The organism is Flavobacterium rhamnosiphilum, assembly GCF_004349195.1.
Lineage (GTDB): Bacteria > Bacteroidota > Bacteroidia > Flavobacteriales > Flavobacteriaceae > Flavobacterium > Flavobacterium rhamnosiphilum.
Genome location: NZ_SMLG01000010.1, coordinates 98,916 through 115,051, shown reverse-complemented (window position 1 = coordinate 115,051; position 16,136 = coordinate 98,916). Strand labels below are relative to the sequence as shown.

Annotated in this window: 12 protein-coding genes; 6 read left to right on the top strand and 6 right to left on the bottom strand. The window is 33.4% G+C overall.

Features of this window, described 5'->3' with window-relative positions; all coding sequences use genetic code 11:
- Positions 1-65: 65 nt before the first annotated feature.
- The 4 genes from E0I26_RS13000 to E0I26_RS12985 form a co-directional block, all read right to left on the bottom strand.
- Positions 66-1,997 (bottom strand): DEAD/DEAH box helicase, encoded by a 1,932-nt coding sequence (locus tag E0I26_RS13000; RefSeq protein ID WP_131916897.1) that lies wholly within the window; start codon positions 1,995-1,997, stop codon positions 66-68.
- Positions 1,998-2,202: 205 nt separating this feature from the next.
- A complete protein-coding gene (locus E0I26_RS12995) occupies positions 2,203-2,781 on the bottom strand; it encodes a non-canonical purine NTP diphosphatase (protein ID WP_131916896.1) in 579 nt (192 codons plus the stop codon).
- Between the two features lie 1,056 nt (positions 2,782-3,837).
- On the bottom strand, positions 3,838-4,623 hold the full coding sequence (locus E0I26_RS12990; protein WP_131916895.1) for an NYN domain-containing protein: 786 nt from the start codon (positions 4,621-4,623) through the stop codon (positions 3,838-3,840).
- Between the two features lie 171 nt (positions 4,624-4,794).
- Positions 4,795-5,775: a M20/M25/M40 family metallo-hydrolase gene (locus E0I26_RS12985; RefSeq protein WP_131916894.1), complete on the bottom strand. Its 981-nt coding sequence runs from the start codon at positions 5,773-5,775 to the stop codon at positions 4,795-4,797.
- Between the two features lie 326 nt (positions 5,776-6,101).
- Here E0I26_RS12985 and E0I26_RS12980 point away from each other — a divergent pair, with 326 nt between their 5' ends.
- Positions 6,102-7,364, top strand: coding sequence for an aminotransferase class I/II-fold pyridoxal phosphate-dependent enzyme (locus E0I26_RS12980; protein ID WP_131916893.1), 1,263 nt, complete (start codon positions 6,102-6,104; stop codon positions 7,362-7,364).
- Between the two features lie 119 nt (positions 7,365-7,483).
- Entirely contained in the window at positions 7,484-7,957 is a 474-nt protein-coding gene (locus E0I26_RS12975) for a hypothetical protein (RefSeq protein ID WP_131916892.1), read from the top strand.
- An 89-nt stretch (positions 7,958-8,046) separates the two neighbouring features.
- On the opposite strand, the gene E0I26_RS12970 is transcribed toward E0I26_RS12975, so the two are convergent.
- Both E0I26_RS12970 and E0I26_RS12965 read right to left on the bottom strand, forming a co-directional pair.
- Positions 8,047-9,165 (bottom strand): GTP cyclohydrolase, encoded by a 1,119-nt coding sequence (locus E0I26_RS12970; protein WP_131916891.1) that lies wholly within the window; start codon positions 9,163-9,165, stop codon positions 8,047-8,049.
- A 23-nt stretch (positions 9,166-9,188) separates the two neighbouring features.
- Positions 9,189-10,124 (bottom strand): transporter, encoded by a 936-nt coding sequence (locus E0I26_RS12965; RefSeq protein ID WP_131916890.1) that lies wholly within the window; start codon positions 10,122-10,124, stop codon positions 9,189-9,191.
- Positions 10,125-10,248: 124 nt separating this feature from the next.
- Here E0I26_RS12965 and E0I26_RS12960 point away from each other — a divergent pair, with 124 nt between their 5' ends.
- Genes E0I26_RS12960 through E0I26_RS12945 form a run of 4 tightly spaced genes read left to right on the top strand, consistent with a single transcriptional unit; the run spans position 10,249 to position 15,853 of the window.
- Complete coding sequence (locus E0I26_RS12960) at positions 10,249-10,530, top strand: DUF4834 family protein (protein WP_131916889.1); 282 nt, start codon at positions 10,249-10,251, stop codon at positions 10,528-10,530.
- A gap of 48 nt (positions 10,531-10,578) precedes the next feature.
- Entirely contained in the window at positions 10,579-12,987 is a 2,409-nt protein-coding gene (locus E0I26_RS12955; protein WP_131916888.1) for a YfhO family protein, read from the top strand.
- 59 nt (positions 12,988-13,046) lie between these two features.
- Positions 13,047-14,342, top strand: a complete 1,296-nt coding sequence (locus tag E0I26_RS12950; RefSeq protein ID WP_131916887.1) for a glycosyltransferase family 4 protein — start codon at positions 13,047-13,049, stop codon at positions 14,340-14,342.
- Between the two features lie 41 nt (positions 14,343-14,383).
- On the top strand, positions 14,384-15,853 hold the full coding sequence (locus tag E0I26_RS12945; RefSeq protein ID WP_131916886.1) for an oligosaccharide flippase family protein: 1,470 nt from the start codon (positions 14,384-14,386) through the stop codon (positions 15,851-15,853).
- Positions 15,854-16,136 lie beyond the last annotated feature (283 nt).

The window sequence follows — 16,136 nt, the reverse complement described above, 5'->3', positions numbered from 1 at the left end:
TAATAAAACAGGATTAAATATTTTGTAGTTCCAGTATATAATTATAAGAAAATTAACAATGAATGTTAATCTCTTCTTGGTCTTCTTGGTCTTGGTGCATCACCAAAGCTTTCAGAACGTCTTGGTGCTCTGTCAGATGAACCTTCAGTTCTAGGTCTGTCAGATGAAAAACCACCTTCTCTTCTTGGAGCTGATGAGCTTCTTGGTCCGAATCCACCTTCTCTTGGAGCTGAACTTCTGTCGCTTCTAAATCCACCGCCTGAACCTTCTCTTCTTGGAGCAAAGCTTCCTTCTCTTCTTGGAGCAGCACTTCTTCCACCACCAAAACTTCCACCTGAACTTCTTCCATTATGGTCACGTCTTCCGCCACCGTCATTTTTAGAAATTTCAACATTGATTCTACGTCCTTCTAATTGTACGTTGTTCAATACTTCCATTACTTTATCAGTATGTTCAGGATCTGTGTTAAAGAAAGAGAAACCTTCTTTTACATCTACTTTGAAAACGTCATCACGACCTAAGTCTAATGTTTCTTTCAAGTAATCTTTCAATGACATCCAATCAAAGTTATCTCTAGAACCTATGTTCACGAAATATCTTGTTGCACCACCATTGTTATTTTCTCTTGGAGCACCATCTCTATCATCACGATCACGTCTTTCAGAACCTGAAGCTTGATTAGAAATATCTCTAGTTTTCTTGTAGTAATTGATAAAACGATTAAATTCAACCGATACCATTTTCTTGATTAATTCTTCTTTCGTTAAATCTTCAAGAACGCTGTTAATTGCAGGAAGATAGTTGTCAATTTCGTGATCAACTTCTACATCTTTAATTTTATTAGCTAAGTGTAACAATTGGATTTCGCAGATTTCAATTCCAGAAGGAATCGTTTTTTCTTCGAATTTTTGTTTGATGATTCTTTCAATTGAAGAAATCTTACGCAATTCACTTTTAGTAACGATTACGATAGAAGTTCCTAATTTTCCAGCACGACCAGTACGACCTGAACGGTGATTGTACGTTTCGATTTCGTCAGGTAATTGATAATTCACTACGTGAGTAATGTTATCAACGTCAATTCCACGTGCAGCAACGTCAGTAGCTACAAGCATTTGAATTTGTCTTCCTCTAAAAGATTTCATTACACCATCACGTTGCGCTTGAGATAAATCTCCGTGCAATGCAGCAGCACTGTATCCGTCTTCAACCAATTTTTCAGCAACAGCTTGTGTATCTCTTTTGGTACGACAGAAAACTACTGAGAAAATGTCTGGATTAGCATCAGCTAAACGTTTCAAAGCTTCGTAACGGTCACGTGCATTTACAAGGTAAAATTCGTGAGAAACTGTAGCAGAACCTGAGTTTTTAGCACCAACTGTAATTTCAATCGGGTCTTTCATGAATTGTTTTCCAATACGTGCTACTTCAGCAGGCATTGTTGCAGAGAATAACCATGTGTTTTTTTCGTCTGGCGTAGTAGAAAGGATGTTTACGATATCTTCGTAGAAACCCATGTTCAACATTTCGTCAGCTTCGTCAAGAATACAAAAATTAATTTGAGAAATGTTTACCAATCCTCTATTAATCATGTCTTGCATTCTTCCTGGAGTTGCCACAATAATTTGTGCGCCTCTCTTTATGTCTCTCGCTTGTTCTGTAATGCTAGCTCCACCGTAAACTGCTACCACATTAATACCTTTTTCGTATTTAGAGTAGTTTTTAATTTCGTTGGTAATCTGCAAACAAAGTTCGCGTGTTGGAGATAAAATTAATGCTTGTGTGTTTCTGTTGTTGGCATCAATTTTCTGAATAACTGGAAAACCAAAAGCTGCCGTTTTCCCTGTCCCTGTCTGAGCCAACGCAACCATATCTGTGTCTTTTTCCAATAATAGGGGAATCGCTTTCTCCTGTACTTCGGTCGGATTTTCAAATCCTAGATCTAAAATCGCCTTCAGTAACGATTCACTCAATCCTAATTGTTCAAATTTATTCATATGTATTTTTAAAATAGGGTGCAAAATTACTGTTAATAATCGATATAAACTAATGCTATTTTAAGATTTAATGATTTATTATAATTTGATTATCAGAAAGTTATACTTTTTATTTGCAAATTATGGGTTTTGATTTAGGATTTTAGTGTGAAATTACGACTTGAAATCTGTTTCTTTGTTATAAAAATGTTGTATTTCAGAGCGTTTATTTATTTACTTTCAAAAAATCAATTAGTTGTTGTGTAGCTTTTCCTCTGTGGCTGATTTTGTTTTTTATGTCCAATGATAATTGGGCAAAAGTTTCTTGGTATTCTTCAGGTTTGAAAATAGGATCGTAGCCAAATCCTTGATTCCCTGTTTTTTCTAAAGTAATTTCGCCTCGGGCAATTCCTGTAAAAAGATGCTGTTTCCCGTTTAAATTCAATGCAATCACTGTTTTGAATTGTGCTTTTCTATTGCTTTTGCCGGATAAGCACTCCAATAATTTATTCATATTGTCATCAGAATTGCGTTGCTCTCCTGCATATCTTGCAGAGTAAACGCCAGGTTCGCCATTCAGGGAATCCACTTCCAGTCCAGTATCATCGGCAAAGCAATTGTAACCATATTTTTGTGTAACATAATTGGCTTTTAGAACAGCATTGCCTTCAATTGTTTCAGCGGTTTCGGGAATGTCTTCATGACAACCGATACTTTCTAAACTAAGAATTTCAATCGTGTCTGGAAGTATACTTTGTATCTCCAGTATTTTATTTTTGTTATTGGAAGCGAAAACAAGTTGCATTATTTTAGTTTTAATTTGACTCTCCAAAGATACATTTTTTTAGATATTTCATCGGGATGATGTCATTAGCAGTTCAAACTAGCTGTTAATCATAGCGATCTCTATATTGTTTGGAATTCAAAGAATGTATTCAACTGTAATTAATTAAAAATCAACACGTTAATTTAGAGTTAAAGTGCTGTTTTTTTTAAATTCAACTAACATAAGTTGTATCTTTGAGTGTGGTTTTGATTAATCACTTGAGTAAAAACCATCTGCAAAGAGAAGAGTATTCAAATTGTCATTTCATACTGAACGGTATGTTTGATAAATGGTAAATCAAAATCTACATTCGGAGGCCCTTTAAAAGGCCTCCTTTTTTGTGGCTATATGCCAGAGTAATAATTTCCTTTTTGCTTTTTTTAAAAGCAATTTTACTGCTATAAATCCACACGTTAATTATTGGTTAAAGTACTGATTCTTAGTTGTGTTTTTTGGTAAAAAATAATATCTTTGATATGTGATTCTGATTGAATACTTGAGAATATCAATCTTATAATGAGATTGATAAATCACAATAGACTATATCAGTAACGGTAAGAGTTAGTATAGGTAATTCAGAATCACATAGGAGGCCCTTTAAAAAGGCCTCCTTTTTTTATGGTTCAATTTTAAAGAATTTTAATTTTAAAAGGAATTTAAAGAATTTTTAAAATTAGAATTAGAGGGATGAATTTTATAAGTGCAAAATTACTATTTGAATGTAATTGCTACGTTATGAATCAGTGCGTTAATGATTCGTTAAATGGTTGATTTTTAATTGTTTTGGTGAGAGTAAATTGTATCTTTGAGTGTGGTTTTGATTAATTACTTGAGTATATCAGTCTTACAATAAGATATGATAATTCAATAGTCAGCTATACTAATATAATTGTATGAGTTGATAATGGTAAATCAGAACCGACAACTGGAGGACTCTAAGGGTCCTCCTTTTTTGTGTTATAGAATAAAAAAAGTATTTAGATTAGAAGCAGATAAATTAGGAGTCTTTATGGCATTGATGGAAATAGTGGTCTATTAGCTAAATCTTAATCGAACATAAACGTGTTTGATGCCTTTTTTATCTGAATCTCTTTCGTCAATTTCAAGAATATCGGTTAGGGATTTTAGCATTGGGGTTAATTTAGCAAAACCATAGTTTCTTGGGTCGAATTCAGGTTTTCTCTTTACAATTAGGTTTCCTACATCACCAAGAAATGCCCAGCCATCATCATCACAAATATCTTCTATTGTCGTTTCAATAAGTTCTATGGTATGTAAATCTATTTTACTGAGTGATTTTTCAATAGGTTTTTCAACGGGTTTTCCAATTGGTTTTTTAGTGTCTGAGGAACGTTTCGGTTGTTTTTTCTTTATGGCTCCGTCTAATACTTCGATATAGATAAAACGATCGCAGGCAACTATAAATGAGTTGGGCGTTTTTTTCTCTCCAATTCCAATGACTTTCATTCCTGATTCTCTCAGTCTGATGGCCAAACGTGTAAAATCACTGTCACTTGATACGATACAAAATCCATCCACTTTGTCTGAATATAATAAATCCATGGCATCGATTATCATAGCAGAATCTGAGGAGTTTTTACCTATTGTGTAACTGTATTGTTGAATAGGAGTAATAGCGTGTTCCAGTAAAACTGATTTCCAGCCGTTAGCATTAGGTTTAGTCCAATCAGCATAAATACGTTTGGTGGTTGGTGTTCCGAATTTGGCAATTTCTTCCATCATTCCTTTTACATTACTATAAGGAACGTTGTCAGCATCAATGAGAACGGCCAGTTTTAATTCTTTTGTGTCTTGTGACATATATTATTGTTTTAATTGGCATTAGTCTATACAATGCTTTTCAAATATACAAATATTTGTCTAAATTGTTCCGAAGCCAGTTTATCTGACCCTTATTTAGACTCACTGTTGTGGGTGCTAAGCCAAATTAGTTTGTACAACAGTTTCATTTTGCAGACTAGAGTATCTTTTTTAATCCTGTTTAATAAAGTACAAAGGTTGATTGTAGTTGGCTATTGTTACTAATGCATTATAAATATACTTGCAAACTAAAACAGCGCCTTCTTGGTTGATTAAATGTGCATTATCTTCTGGGGTATGGTATTGAGGATGTCCTCCGGTGTGAAACCCAAGAACTGAAATGTTTTTTTTGTAAAAAGAAACATGATCAGATCCTCCAACGTCGCCAGCAATCACAATAGGGTTGAGTCCGCTGCCTTCTCCTAATTTTTTCATTAATGCTACTCCGTCAGGAAAGGTTCCGGCACCTCCCATGGATAAATGTTTTTCTTTGTTCAATCGGCCTACCATATCCATGTTAATCATCAATTTGATGGCAGTATTGGCAACCGGAGGATGGTTTGCAAAATATTTTGAACCCAGTAATCCTCCTTCTTCTCCACTGAATCCTATAAAAATGATGCTTCTCAGCGGTCGCTTATTCGTTTTTGATACTTCTTTTAAAATCGACAACAAAGCCGAAACTCCCGAAGCATTGTCGTCAGCGCCATTGTGAATAGCGATAGTGTCTTTCTTTTTGCTTCCCGTTCCTTTTCCTCCCCAACCCAAATGGTCATAATGCGCACCAATAACAATGAATTCGTTTTTTAAAGTTTCATCTGAACCTTCTATATATCCGACCACATTTTGAGTGGTTACACTATCTGATTTTGCATGGTTTGTTTCCGGTTTTACAAATAATTTAAAAGATTGCATATAACTGCCACCAAATTTTTGCAGTCCATATTTTTTAAAATACTTTGCTATATATGCCGCCGCATCATTATTGCCTTTTGTTCCCGGAAAGCGACCTTGTAATTCATCGGAAGCTAAATATTTTTCATGCTTATAAAAAGTGCGGGTATTAATGGTATGTTGAGCAATCAAATTTTTGTTTAGCAATAGTGTGAAAACAAGGGCAAGAACGAATTTATAATTGTAATGAGATGGCATAATATTTAAAATTTAAAAAATGAATTGTTGTATTGATATTAAAAATACGTACCAAATATACAAAGTTTATAATTTGGAATCGCCCCGAATTTTCGGTATTAGCCCTGATGATCCGATGACTATCGGGAGGTATCCTTTTGTGCCGTAATTGCGAGGGTCGAAGCAATCTTCTTTGACGGCACAAAAGATACAGTGGAGAGCAGGACATCGAAGATTCAGCGTAGCTAAATAGCTCCTGAAAAATAAATTTACTTTCAATACCATTATAAAATTTAAATAATTATTTTTGCAACTTCTTAAAATTAAAATTATTACTTCAATATATTATGGTAAAAGATTTATTCGAAAGAATTCAAAACAATAAAGGACCGTTAGGTAAATGGGCTTCACAAGCAGAAGGATATTTTGTATTTCCAAAATTAGAAGGAGATTTAGGCCCAAGAATGAAATTTCAAGGAAAAGAGGTTTTGAATTGGAGTTTGAATGACTATTTAGGTCTTGCAAACCATCCAGAAGTGCGTAAAGCAGATGCGGATGCAGCGTTAGAATTTGGTGCAGCTGCTCCAATGGGTGCTCGTATGATGAGTGGTCATACTAAATATCACGAACAATTAGAGAATGAGCTAGCTGCTTTTGTAATGAAAGAATCGGCTTATTTATTAAATTTTGGTTACCAAGGAATGGTTTCTATAATTGATGCTTTGGTGACTAGAAATGATGTGATTGTATATGATGTTGATGGGCACGCTTGTATTATTGACGGAGTTCGTTTGCATAGTGGAAAACGTTTTACTTACAAACACAACGATATCGAAAGTATGGAGAAAAATCTGCAGCGTGCTACCAAAATAGCTACGGAAACAGGTGGAGGAATTCTTTTTATTACTGAAGGTGTTTTTGGAATGCGCGGTCAACAAGGAAAGTTGAAAGAGATTGTAGAAATGAAAAAGAAATACAATTTCCGTCTTTTGGTTGATGATGCTCACGGTTTTGGTACTCTTGGTAAAACAGGAGCTGGAGCAGGTGAGGAGCAAGGTTGCCAAGATGGAATTGATGTTTATTTTTCTACTTTTGCAAAATCGATGGCTAATATTGGTGCTTTTGTAGCGGCTGATAAAGACATTATCGATTACCTGAAATACAACTTACGTTCGCAAATGTTTGCTAAAGCATTACCGATGATTCAAACAGTTGGTTCGTTGAAACGTTTGCAATTGTTGCGTGATAACCCAGGATTGAAAGACAAACTTTGGGAGAATGTAAATGCTTTGCAAAATGGTTTGAGAAGCAAAGGATTTAATATTGGTGATACCAATACTTGCGTTACACCAGTTTATTTGGAAGGAAGCGTACCAGAAGCGATGGTAATGGTAAATGACTTAAGAGAGAATTATGGTATTTTCTTGTCAATCGTAATTTATCCAGTTATTCCAAAAGGAATGATTTTATTGCGTGTTATTCCTACTGCTCCTCATACATTGGATGATATTGACGAAACACTAACGGCTTTTGAAGCTATTCGTGAGAAATTAGTAAACGGAACTTACAAAGAAATTGCAGCTAAAACTACAGTAGATTTAGATGCTTAGTTTCTAAAATTATTGCAATTTTAAGTTTATAAAAATCCATCAGCTTTTGTTGATGGATTTTTTTTGAAATGTATCTAGCCAATAAAGAGTATATTTATGGAACTTAAAATTTAAAGTTTATGAAAAAAGTAATTTTATTGAGTGTCGTTTTTATGAGTGTTTTAGCTTCTTGTAAAAAAGAAAAAGAAATGGAAGAAGTCCCAGTTCCATCAGAAGAAATTGTTGTAGAAGAACCTGTTTCGGAAGAATGTTATAGTGCGATTATTAAAAAAGATACTATTTCTATGTCTTTGAATATAAAAGGGAATCAAATAGCATCAGGAAAATTGAGTTATAATTTTTTTGAAAAAGATAAAAACGAAGGAACTTTAGTTGGGGAAATAAAAGGCGATACGCTTTTTGCAGAGTATACTTTTATGTCCGAAGGAGTTTTGTCAATTCGTCAAGTTTCCTTTTTGAAAAAAGGAAATACGTATGTTGAAGGTTATGGCGATGTTATAGATGACAACAAAGGAAAAGTCACTTTTAAAGATACGAAACAGCTAAAATTTGAAGGAAATATCGTTTTGTCAAAAGTAGATTGCAAAATGTAATTTTCGTGATAAAACAAGATTATTTAAAACAAAAAATCCATTCGCCGCAACGAATGGATTTTTTGTTTTAAATAGTACAATCTAAATTGCTATAAATTCTTTAGAAAAGTACATCTTCTTTTGTGAACAACAGGATTAAAATGTTTCCATAAGTTATGAATGGCAAGGTTGTCCGCTAATTCAGGAGTTCTGAAACAGTTGATAACTCCTTTTTCTTTGAAAGTATGGTAATATTCATTGAAAATTATCGCTGTAACCGCTTTGTTTTGATAATCTGGATGAACGCCTATCAAATAGAAAATCATATCCTTACTCTGGTTTTTTGCTTTTAGCAAATGAAGGAATCCAAATGGGAATAATTTTCCTTTTGATTTTTGTAACGCTTCAGAAAAAGAAGGCATTACAATGCTAAAAGCAACAATGTTATGGTCTTTATCTTCCACAAATTTGATGAATTCAGGATTGATAAAACTGATGTATTTTTTCTTGAAATATTCTTTTTGAATGTCTGAAATAGCTACAAAAGACGACAAAGAAGCATAAGATTCATTGAACAAATCAAACATTTTATCTACATGTGGCATCACTTCTTTAGTAGTTTTGAAATTGAGCGGACTTAATTGGTATCTTCTTTTTACCAAATCATTTGCCTTTTCAAAAAATTCTGGTTTTACGTTTTCGAAAGGAAATTTACTTTCTAAGTATTCTTTTTCTACGCGATAGCCCAATTGCTCAAAATGACTGGCATAATACGGATGATTGTACCACGTAATCATAGTTCCAATCTCGTCAAAACCTTCCGTTAAGACGCCGACTTTATCTAAATTGGAAAATCCCATTGGACCTTCAGCATGGTCTAAATTATTTTTCCGACCTAATTCATATACTTTTTCCAAAAGTGCTTTTGTCACTTCGATATCATCAATCACATCAAACCAACCAAAACGAACTTTCTTTTTTTGTTGGCCATTTACCTCACTCCAATTAATGATTGCCGCAATTCTACCTACAATTTCATTGTTTTTGTAGGCAATATAAAAATACGCTTCGGCATTTTCAAAAGCTGGATTTTTTGTTTTGTCAAAAGTTTCCAGTTCATCAGCAATGATTGGCGGAACCCAATATTTATTGTTCTTGTATAAGGAAAAAGGGAATGTGATATAATCAGTTAATTCACTTTTTGTTTTAGCTTCTTTTATTGTAATCATTATGTTTTTTGAAATTCTATAAATTATCCTTTTTTTGTCTTTTTTGCTCTTCTCAATGCTTTTTTATCAGAATGATTATTGTCAATGTTTATTCTGACTTCTTGATAATTGGCATCATAACGCCAAGAAAAACCAATACCTCCATAAAGTACAGAAGGAGTATCTTTAAGACTTGTACTTATCGATGCATCAATTTGCATGTCTTTATTCAATAAATAAGCCGCGCCACCACGAACAATGGCATCGCTGTAAAAATCGCTTTTAAATCCCTGATTTTCTACAAAACCAGACCATTTATCATTAAATCCTCTTGTTAAAGTCAACACATAACCATAACTTGGATAATCAGTTGTCACATAATCGGCTATTATATTGGTTACAAAAACCCATTTTCCGTCGCCTAAGTGATTTTGGGTAATCAACATAATTTTTGGTGATATACTGGATTCTGGAGAAAAAGAATAGGGATTGTCTGCCATCGTAAAATTAGCTCCCGCAAATACTGAAACGGCCGGAATTAATTGGCGCCAATTAAATGCTCGATTGGCTTTCCAACTGTATATGTTTACCTTTTTTTCGTAATTTTTGAAAGGATCGTAAATCAAATATTTGGCTCCTAAAACAGTTTGTTTGAAATCTGCTTGATTTGAACTGTTAAATAAGGTGGTGTATTTTTCATTTTGGTATTGTATATCAGCTATCAATTCCAGTTTTTCCATGAATAAACCCCATCGTAATGTGGCATCAATCCCAAAACCATTGGCATCATAATTCAATAAACGATGGTTTTGTTTTATTCCATAAATACCTGTTTCTATTTGAATTACGGATTTTCCAACTGCATAAGCCGACATGGTTTCACCTGGTCTGTTAGAATTTATTTGATCGGTATGTTGGCCATAATGAATACTTGGAATCATTGAAATAGCTACGATAAGTAAGATTTTGATTTTGGACATCTTATTTTTTTTGGGTTAAAAAGTAATAACGCTTTTCAAATGTACTATATTTTATTATTTATTTAAGAGAGATATTTTAATTTTGAACGGTTGATTTATTAATTTTGGAAAAAATTACACTTATATGCAAACAGCCTCTTTCATTGGTTTTATAAAAGCGCTTTTTTATATGATCGCTTTCTATTATATTTTTAAATTTTTAGCAAAACTATTTTTGCCTTTATTGCTTAAAAAAGTAGTGGAGAAAGCAGGAGAAAATATGCAGAAGCAACAACAGTATGCACAAGATAATACTTGGAAAAAAACACAAAGTAAAGACGAAGTAATATACAATACGGCGAATGCAAAAAATCCACGCGAAACCAAAAAAGTGGGAGATTATGTTGATTACGAAGAAATAGATTAAATTTGTCGTTATTAGCACCGTTTTTACTCTAATCCAAACCATTTTACATTGAAAATAATAAATAAGTTCTATCCGCACGCCCTAGCCATACTTGGTTTTGTTGTAATTTCTCTCCTATATTTTTATCCTGTATTGCAAGGAAAACAAATTTTCCAGTCTGATATCGTGCAGTATACAGGAATGGCCAAAGAACAAAATGACTTTAGAGCCACGGATGATGTTGAACCGTATTGGACTAATTCAGCATTTGGTGGAATGCCAACCTATCAATTGGGAGCAAAATATCCGCACGATTATATTGGAGCGATAGACGATGCATTGCGATTTTTACCTCGCCCTGCGGATTATTTATTTTTATATTTTCTTGGGTTTTATGGCTTGATGCTAGTGTTAAAAGTAGATCCTTTGAAAGCCTTTTTTGGAGCATTAGCCTTTGGATTATCTACGTATTTGATTATTATTCTTGGAGTTGGTCATAATGCCAAAGCACATGCTATTGCCTATATGCCACTGGTTATTGCTGGATTTATTTTGGTATTTCAAAAAAAATATATTCTGGGAGGTTTGATTACGCTTTTTGCGACAGCATTAGAAATCAATGCGAATCACTTCCAAATGACCTATTACTTATTGATTTTCCTATTGATACTTTCTGCTTATTTTTTATATCAGCAAGTAAAAGAGAAAGAATATAAATCACTGTTGTATTCTTTTGGGATATTAGCAGCGGCAGGGATTTTAGCTATTGGTGCCAATGCTACGAATCTATTAGCAACTTCTGAGTATGCTGATTTTAGTATTCGTGGTAAAAGCGAACTGACATTCAATCCAAACGGTTCAAAAAATGAGACTACATCTTCAATGTCTAAGGACTATATCACGGAGTACAGTTATGGGGTAATGGAAAGTTTTAATCTTATTGCACCCCGACTTTTTGGTGGTTCAAATAATGAGGTCGTTGGAAAAGACAGTAATATGTATGAATTCATGATAGGTCAGGGAGTTCCAGAGGATCAGGCAACTGATTTTGTTTCGGGAATGCCAACGTATTGGGGAGATCAACCTATTGTGGCAGCTCCTGCATATATTGGTATTGTAGTATTCTTTTTGGCTATTTTGGCTTTATTTATCGATAAAAGAAAGATTAAATATGTATTTCTCTCCGGTTCAATAGTTGCGTTAGTTCTTTCATGGGGTAAAAATTTCCCTGTTTTGACGGACTTTTTTATTGATTATGTTCCAATGTATGATAAATTCAGAGCGGTATCCTCTATTCAAGTTGTTTTGGAATTGTGTTTTCCAGTTTTGGCTATTATGGGATTACAGTCTTTCTTCAAATTAGACAAAAAACGGCAATGGAAAGCATTGTATGAAACGACAATTTTAGGTTTAGGAATTATTTTGATTTTATTTTTAAGCAAAAGCATGTTCAGCTTTTCAGGAGGAAACGATGCTTATTTTCAAGAAAGTTATGGTCCTGAATTTGTAAGCGCCCTTAAGCTGGATCGAATGAGCTTATATAGTGCTGATTTATTGCGTTCAGGATTTTTTATAGTGTTAACAGCTGGCGTTTTATGGTTGTTCATTAAAGATAGATTTGCTCAAAATACTGCCATTATAATAGTAGGTTTATTGATGGTTTCCGATTTGTTTTTTGTGGATAAAAAATATGTTTCCGGGAAAGATTTTGTAAGCGGAAGCCAAGTTGAAGTGCCTTTTCAAGAGTCACCTTCTGATGCAGAGATTCTAAAAGACACGGCTAATTACCGCGTTTTTGAAGTGGGAGATTTAATGGGTGCAAGAGCTTCTTATTTCCATAAATCTATTGGTGGTTACAGCGCCGTAAGACCTAGAAGAATGCAGCAGTTAATTGATTATCAAATTTCAAAAAATAACATTGAGGTCCTTAATATGCTTAATGTAAAGTATGTTATCCAAAAAGACAAAGAAGGAAAAGAATTCCCAGTATCAAATCCGGATGTTAATGGAAATGCATGGTTTGTGAGCCAAGTGAAATTAGTGAATTCTGCTGATGAAGAGATGAAAGCGTTGGATAGTTTGGATTCTAAAAATGTGGCGGTTGTAAATAGTAAAGATTTTGAAATTAAAAATACGGCTTTCGCCAAAGACAGTTCAGCGACTATAACTTTAGAAAAATGTAAACCTAATTACTTGAAATATGTGTCTAATAATTCAAATGAAGGTTTAGCTGTTTTCTCCGAAATGTATTATGGAAAAGGTTGGAATGCCTATATTGATGGAAAAAGTGTGGCTCATATTAGAGTTGATTACGTTTTAAGAGCTTTAAATATTCCAGCGGGAAAACACACGATTGAATTCAAGTTTGAGCCTCAAGTGATAAAAACCGGAAGCACAATTACGTTGATAAGTTCAATAGGAATGCTGTTACTTTTAGCAGGTGGAATTTATTTCGAAAGAAAAAAAACGTGTAATTAGGTAGAGACGCACTGTAGAGAGGCACTGCAGTGCCTCTCTACTACCATAAAAAAATTAAATTGAAACCAGAACCCAAGAAAATTTTAATCATTACCTATTATTGGCCACCGGCTGGCGGACCTGGAGTACAACGTTGGCTCAAGTTTGTTAAGTACTTGCCAGATTTTGGGATTCAACCGATTGTATATATTCCGGAAAATCCAACGTATCCTATTGTTGATGAAAACTTGGTTAAAGAAGTTTCGGATAAAGCGATTATTCTGAAACACAAAATCTTTGAACCGTATCAATTGGCTTCTTTTCTTTCGAAAAACAAAACCAAAAAAATCAGTTCGGGAATTATTCCAAATCAGAAAAAGCAATCTTTTCTGGACAAAACCTTTCTTTGGATTCGTGGAAATCTTTTTATTCCGGATGCACGTGTTTTTTGGGTAAAACCGTCGGTTGCTTATCTGGAGAAATACATTGTTGAAAATAATATTGACACCATTGTTACTTCGGGACCACCACACAGTTTGCATCTTATTGGATTAGAATTAAAACAAAAATTAGATCTAAAATGGTTTGCCGATTTTCGGGATCCATGGACCACTATTGGCTATCACAAATCCTTGCGATTGTCCAGTTTTGCTGCCAAAAAACACAAAACATTAGAGCATCAGGTTTTGAATACAGCCGATACAATTATAGTAACTAGTAAGACTACTAAAACGGAATTTCAAGCGATTACAAATAAACCAATTGCGGTAATAACCAACGGTTATGATACGGAAGAAGTTGGGAAACAAATTTTGGATTCAAAGTTTAGCTTAGCACATATTGGTTCCTTTCTTTCCGAGAGAAATCCTTTGATTTTATGGGAGAGTTTGGTTGAATTGATTAATGAAATTCCAAATTTCAAATCGCATTTGGAAATAAAACTAATTGGAGCTGTGAGTCAGGAAGTTTTGGAAACGATTACTCAATTCGGGCTAAATTCCTATTTGAATAATTTGGGTTATGTTTCGCATTCAGAAGCGATTGCACACCAACGAAAATCACAGGTTTTGTTGCTTATAGAAATTGATTCCGAGGACACAAAAAGCATTATTCCTGGGAAATTATTTGAATATTTGGTTTCTAACAGACCTATTATTGCGATTGGCCCTAACGGTTCTGATTTTGCCGAAATCATAACGGAAACCAATACAGGTGTATTTTTTGATTATTCGGAGAAAATGAAACTTAAAAGTGTAATTTTGGACTTTTATAATCAGTTTTTGGAGGGAAAATTACAAGCAAACGGAGTTGGATTACAACGCTATTCCAGAAAAAATCTTACCAAAGCATTGGTTGAATTACTTAATAAATCGTAAATTAAAAGTGAGATTGCTTCGTGCCTCGCAATGACAAAAAAATGGGAATAGTATTAAATCAATCTTTAAAGAATACAATAATCACTTATTTAGGTTTTGGAATTGGTGCAATAAATACCCTTTATTTGTATCCTATTTTTTTGGGAGCTACTTATTATGCCTTAACTAATTATATCCTTTCTGTCGCTAATGTGATCATGCCATTATTTGCAATAGGAATGCAAAATACGTTAGTGAAATTTTATTCGCAATACGAAACAGATGAAGAGCGATCCCGATTTTTATCTTTTACAGTATTGTTCCCCTTGCTTTTGTCTATTCCTCTAATTCTGATTGGATATATTTTCTTTGATGATATTTTATTTTTTGTGTCAAAGAAAAACCCGGTAGTCAAGGATTTTATTTGGCTTATTCCATTTATCGGATTATGTATGGCTTATTTCGAAATTTTTTATGCTTGGGCCAGAGTCCACATGCATTCGGTTTTTGGGAATTTTGTTAAAGAAGTAGGACTAAGATTGTTTTCTTTATTTGCGTTGATTGGTGTCTATTATAAATGGATATCGGTTGTGGATTTTGTTTATATTACTGCCGGAATTTATTTTTTAGCACTAATTATTACAATGGGTTATGCCTTTTACATTAAAAGACCAAGTTTTCAATTTGCCATACCTCATAACGTGAAAAATTTAATGGAGTATACTTTTTATATTATTTTATCAGGAAGTGTGGCTAATTTGCTACTGGATGGTGATAAAATTATGCTCAACCAGTATATGGTAATTGAAAATATTGCCTACTATTCAATTGCCACATTTATCGCTCTGGTCATATCAGTTCCAAGCCGGGCGATGCATCAAATTGTGTATCCAATTACGGCAAGGTTAATGCATGAAAATAAATATGATGAGTTAAATGATTTGTACAAAAAAACATCCATCAATTTACAAGTAGTCGGCGGTTTTGTTATGTTGGGGATTTTTGTTAATATCAATCAGTTGTATGAAATAGTTCCAGAAGTATATAGAGGGGGTATTCCAGTTGTTTTTATGATTGGAATTTCTAAATATTTTGATTTGATTTTAGGGAACAATAATGCCATTATTTTCAATACAAAATATTATCGAACGGTTTTGTTTTTGGGTGTTGGATTAGTCGCCTTAACCATCGGATTGAATATGATTTTTATTCCTTTATATGGTATTATGGGTTCCGCTTTTGCTACCTTATTGTCGATTACATTATACAGTTTAGCTAAACTGCTTTTTGTGGTCAAACGTTTGCATTTATATCCTTTCACAAATCAAACGGTATATTCTCTTGGGATTACATTTGTATTATTTCTATTGTTTTATTTCTGGGAATTTCCTTTTGATCCCATATTAAGCATAGGATTAAAATCGGTCTTGATTACCGTTTTATATGTTTATATTAATTATAAATTTGTAATTTCCACTGAAATTAATCAAGCTTTAGATGTAGTTTTGAAAAAGTTGAGAATTAAGTTGTAATTTTTTTTTAGTTCAAAATAATAACTAATCTTAATTTCTAAAAATAATCTTCCTAACAAAATTTCATCAGAGATTTGGGTTTTCTCCTTTGAGAAAATAATGGTAGGAGTCTTTATTCTATAAATGATTAAAGAGTTTTATATGTGAATATTATAACTTTAAACAATTATTGTGTAACTTTTAAAGTATCTAAAAAAATATATTTGTAGATAACTTTAACAGTGAAAATCATAGTCGTTTAATTGTTTTTGGATAGATCAAAAATCACTAAAAGTGGGTATTG

Bases quoted from the DNA above. Each gene is read 5' to 3' on its own strand.
- E0I26_RS12970 (WP_131916891.1), bottom strand. From the start codon at position 9,165: ATGATTACAATAAAAGAAGCTAAAACAAAAAGTGAATTAACTGATTAT.
- E0I26_RS12980 (WP_131916893.1), top strand. From the start codon at position 6,102: ATGGTAAAAGATTTATTCGAAAGAATTCAAAACAATAAAGGACCGTTA.
- E0I26_RS13000 (WP_131916897.1), bottom strand. From the start codon at position 1,997: ATGAATAAATTTGAACAATTAGGATTGAGTGAATCGTTACTGAAGGCG.
- E0I26_RS12990 (WP_131916895.1), bottom strand. From the start codon at position 4,623: ATGTCACAAGACACAAAAGAATTAAAACTGGCCGTTCTCATTGATGCT.
- E0I26_RS12965 (WP_131916890.1), bottom strand. From the start codon at position 10,124: ATGTCCAAAATCAAAATCTTACTTATCGTAGCTATTTCAATGATTCCA.
- E0I26_RS12960 (WP_131916889.1), top strand. From the start codon at position 10,249: ATGCAAACAGCCTCTTTCATTGGTTTTATAAAAGCGCTTTTTTATATG.
- E0I26_RS12995 (WP_131916896.1), bottom strand. From the start codon at position 2,781: ATGCAACTTGTTTTCGCTTCCAATAACAAAAATAAAATACTGGAGATA.
- E0I26_RS12975 (WP_131916892.1), top strand. From the start codon at position 7,484: ATGAAAAAAGTAATTTTATTGAGTGTCGTTTTTATGAGTGTTTTAGCT.
- E0I26_RS12945 (WP_131916886.1), top strand. From the start codon at position 14,384: ATGGGAATAGTATTAAATCAATCTTTAAAGAATACAATAATCACTTAT.
- E0I26_RS12985 (WP_131916894.1), bottom strand. From the start codon at position 5,775: ATGCCATCTCATTACAATTATAAATTCGTTCTTGCCCTTGTTTTCACA.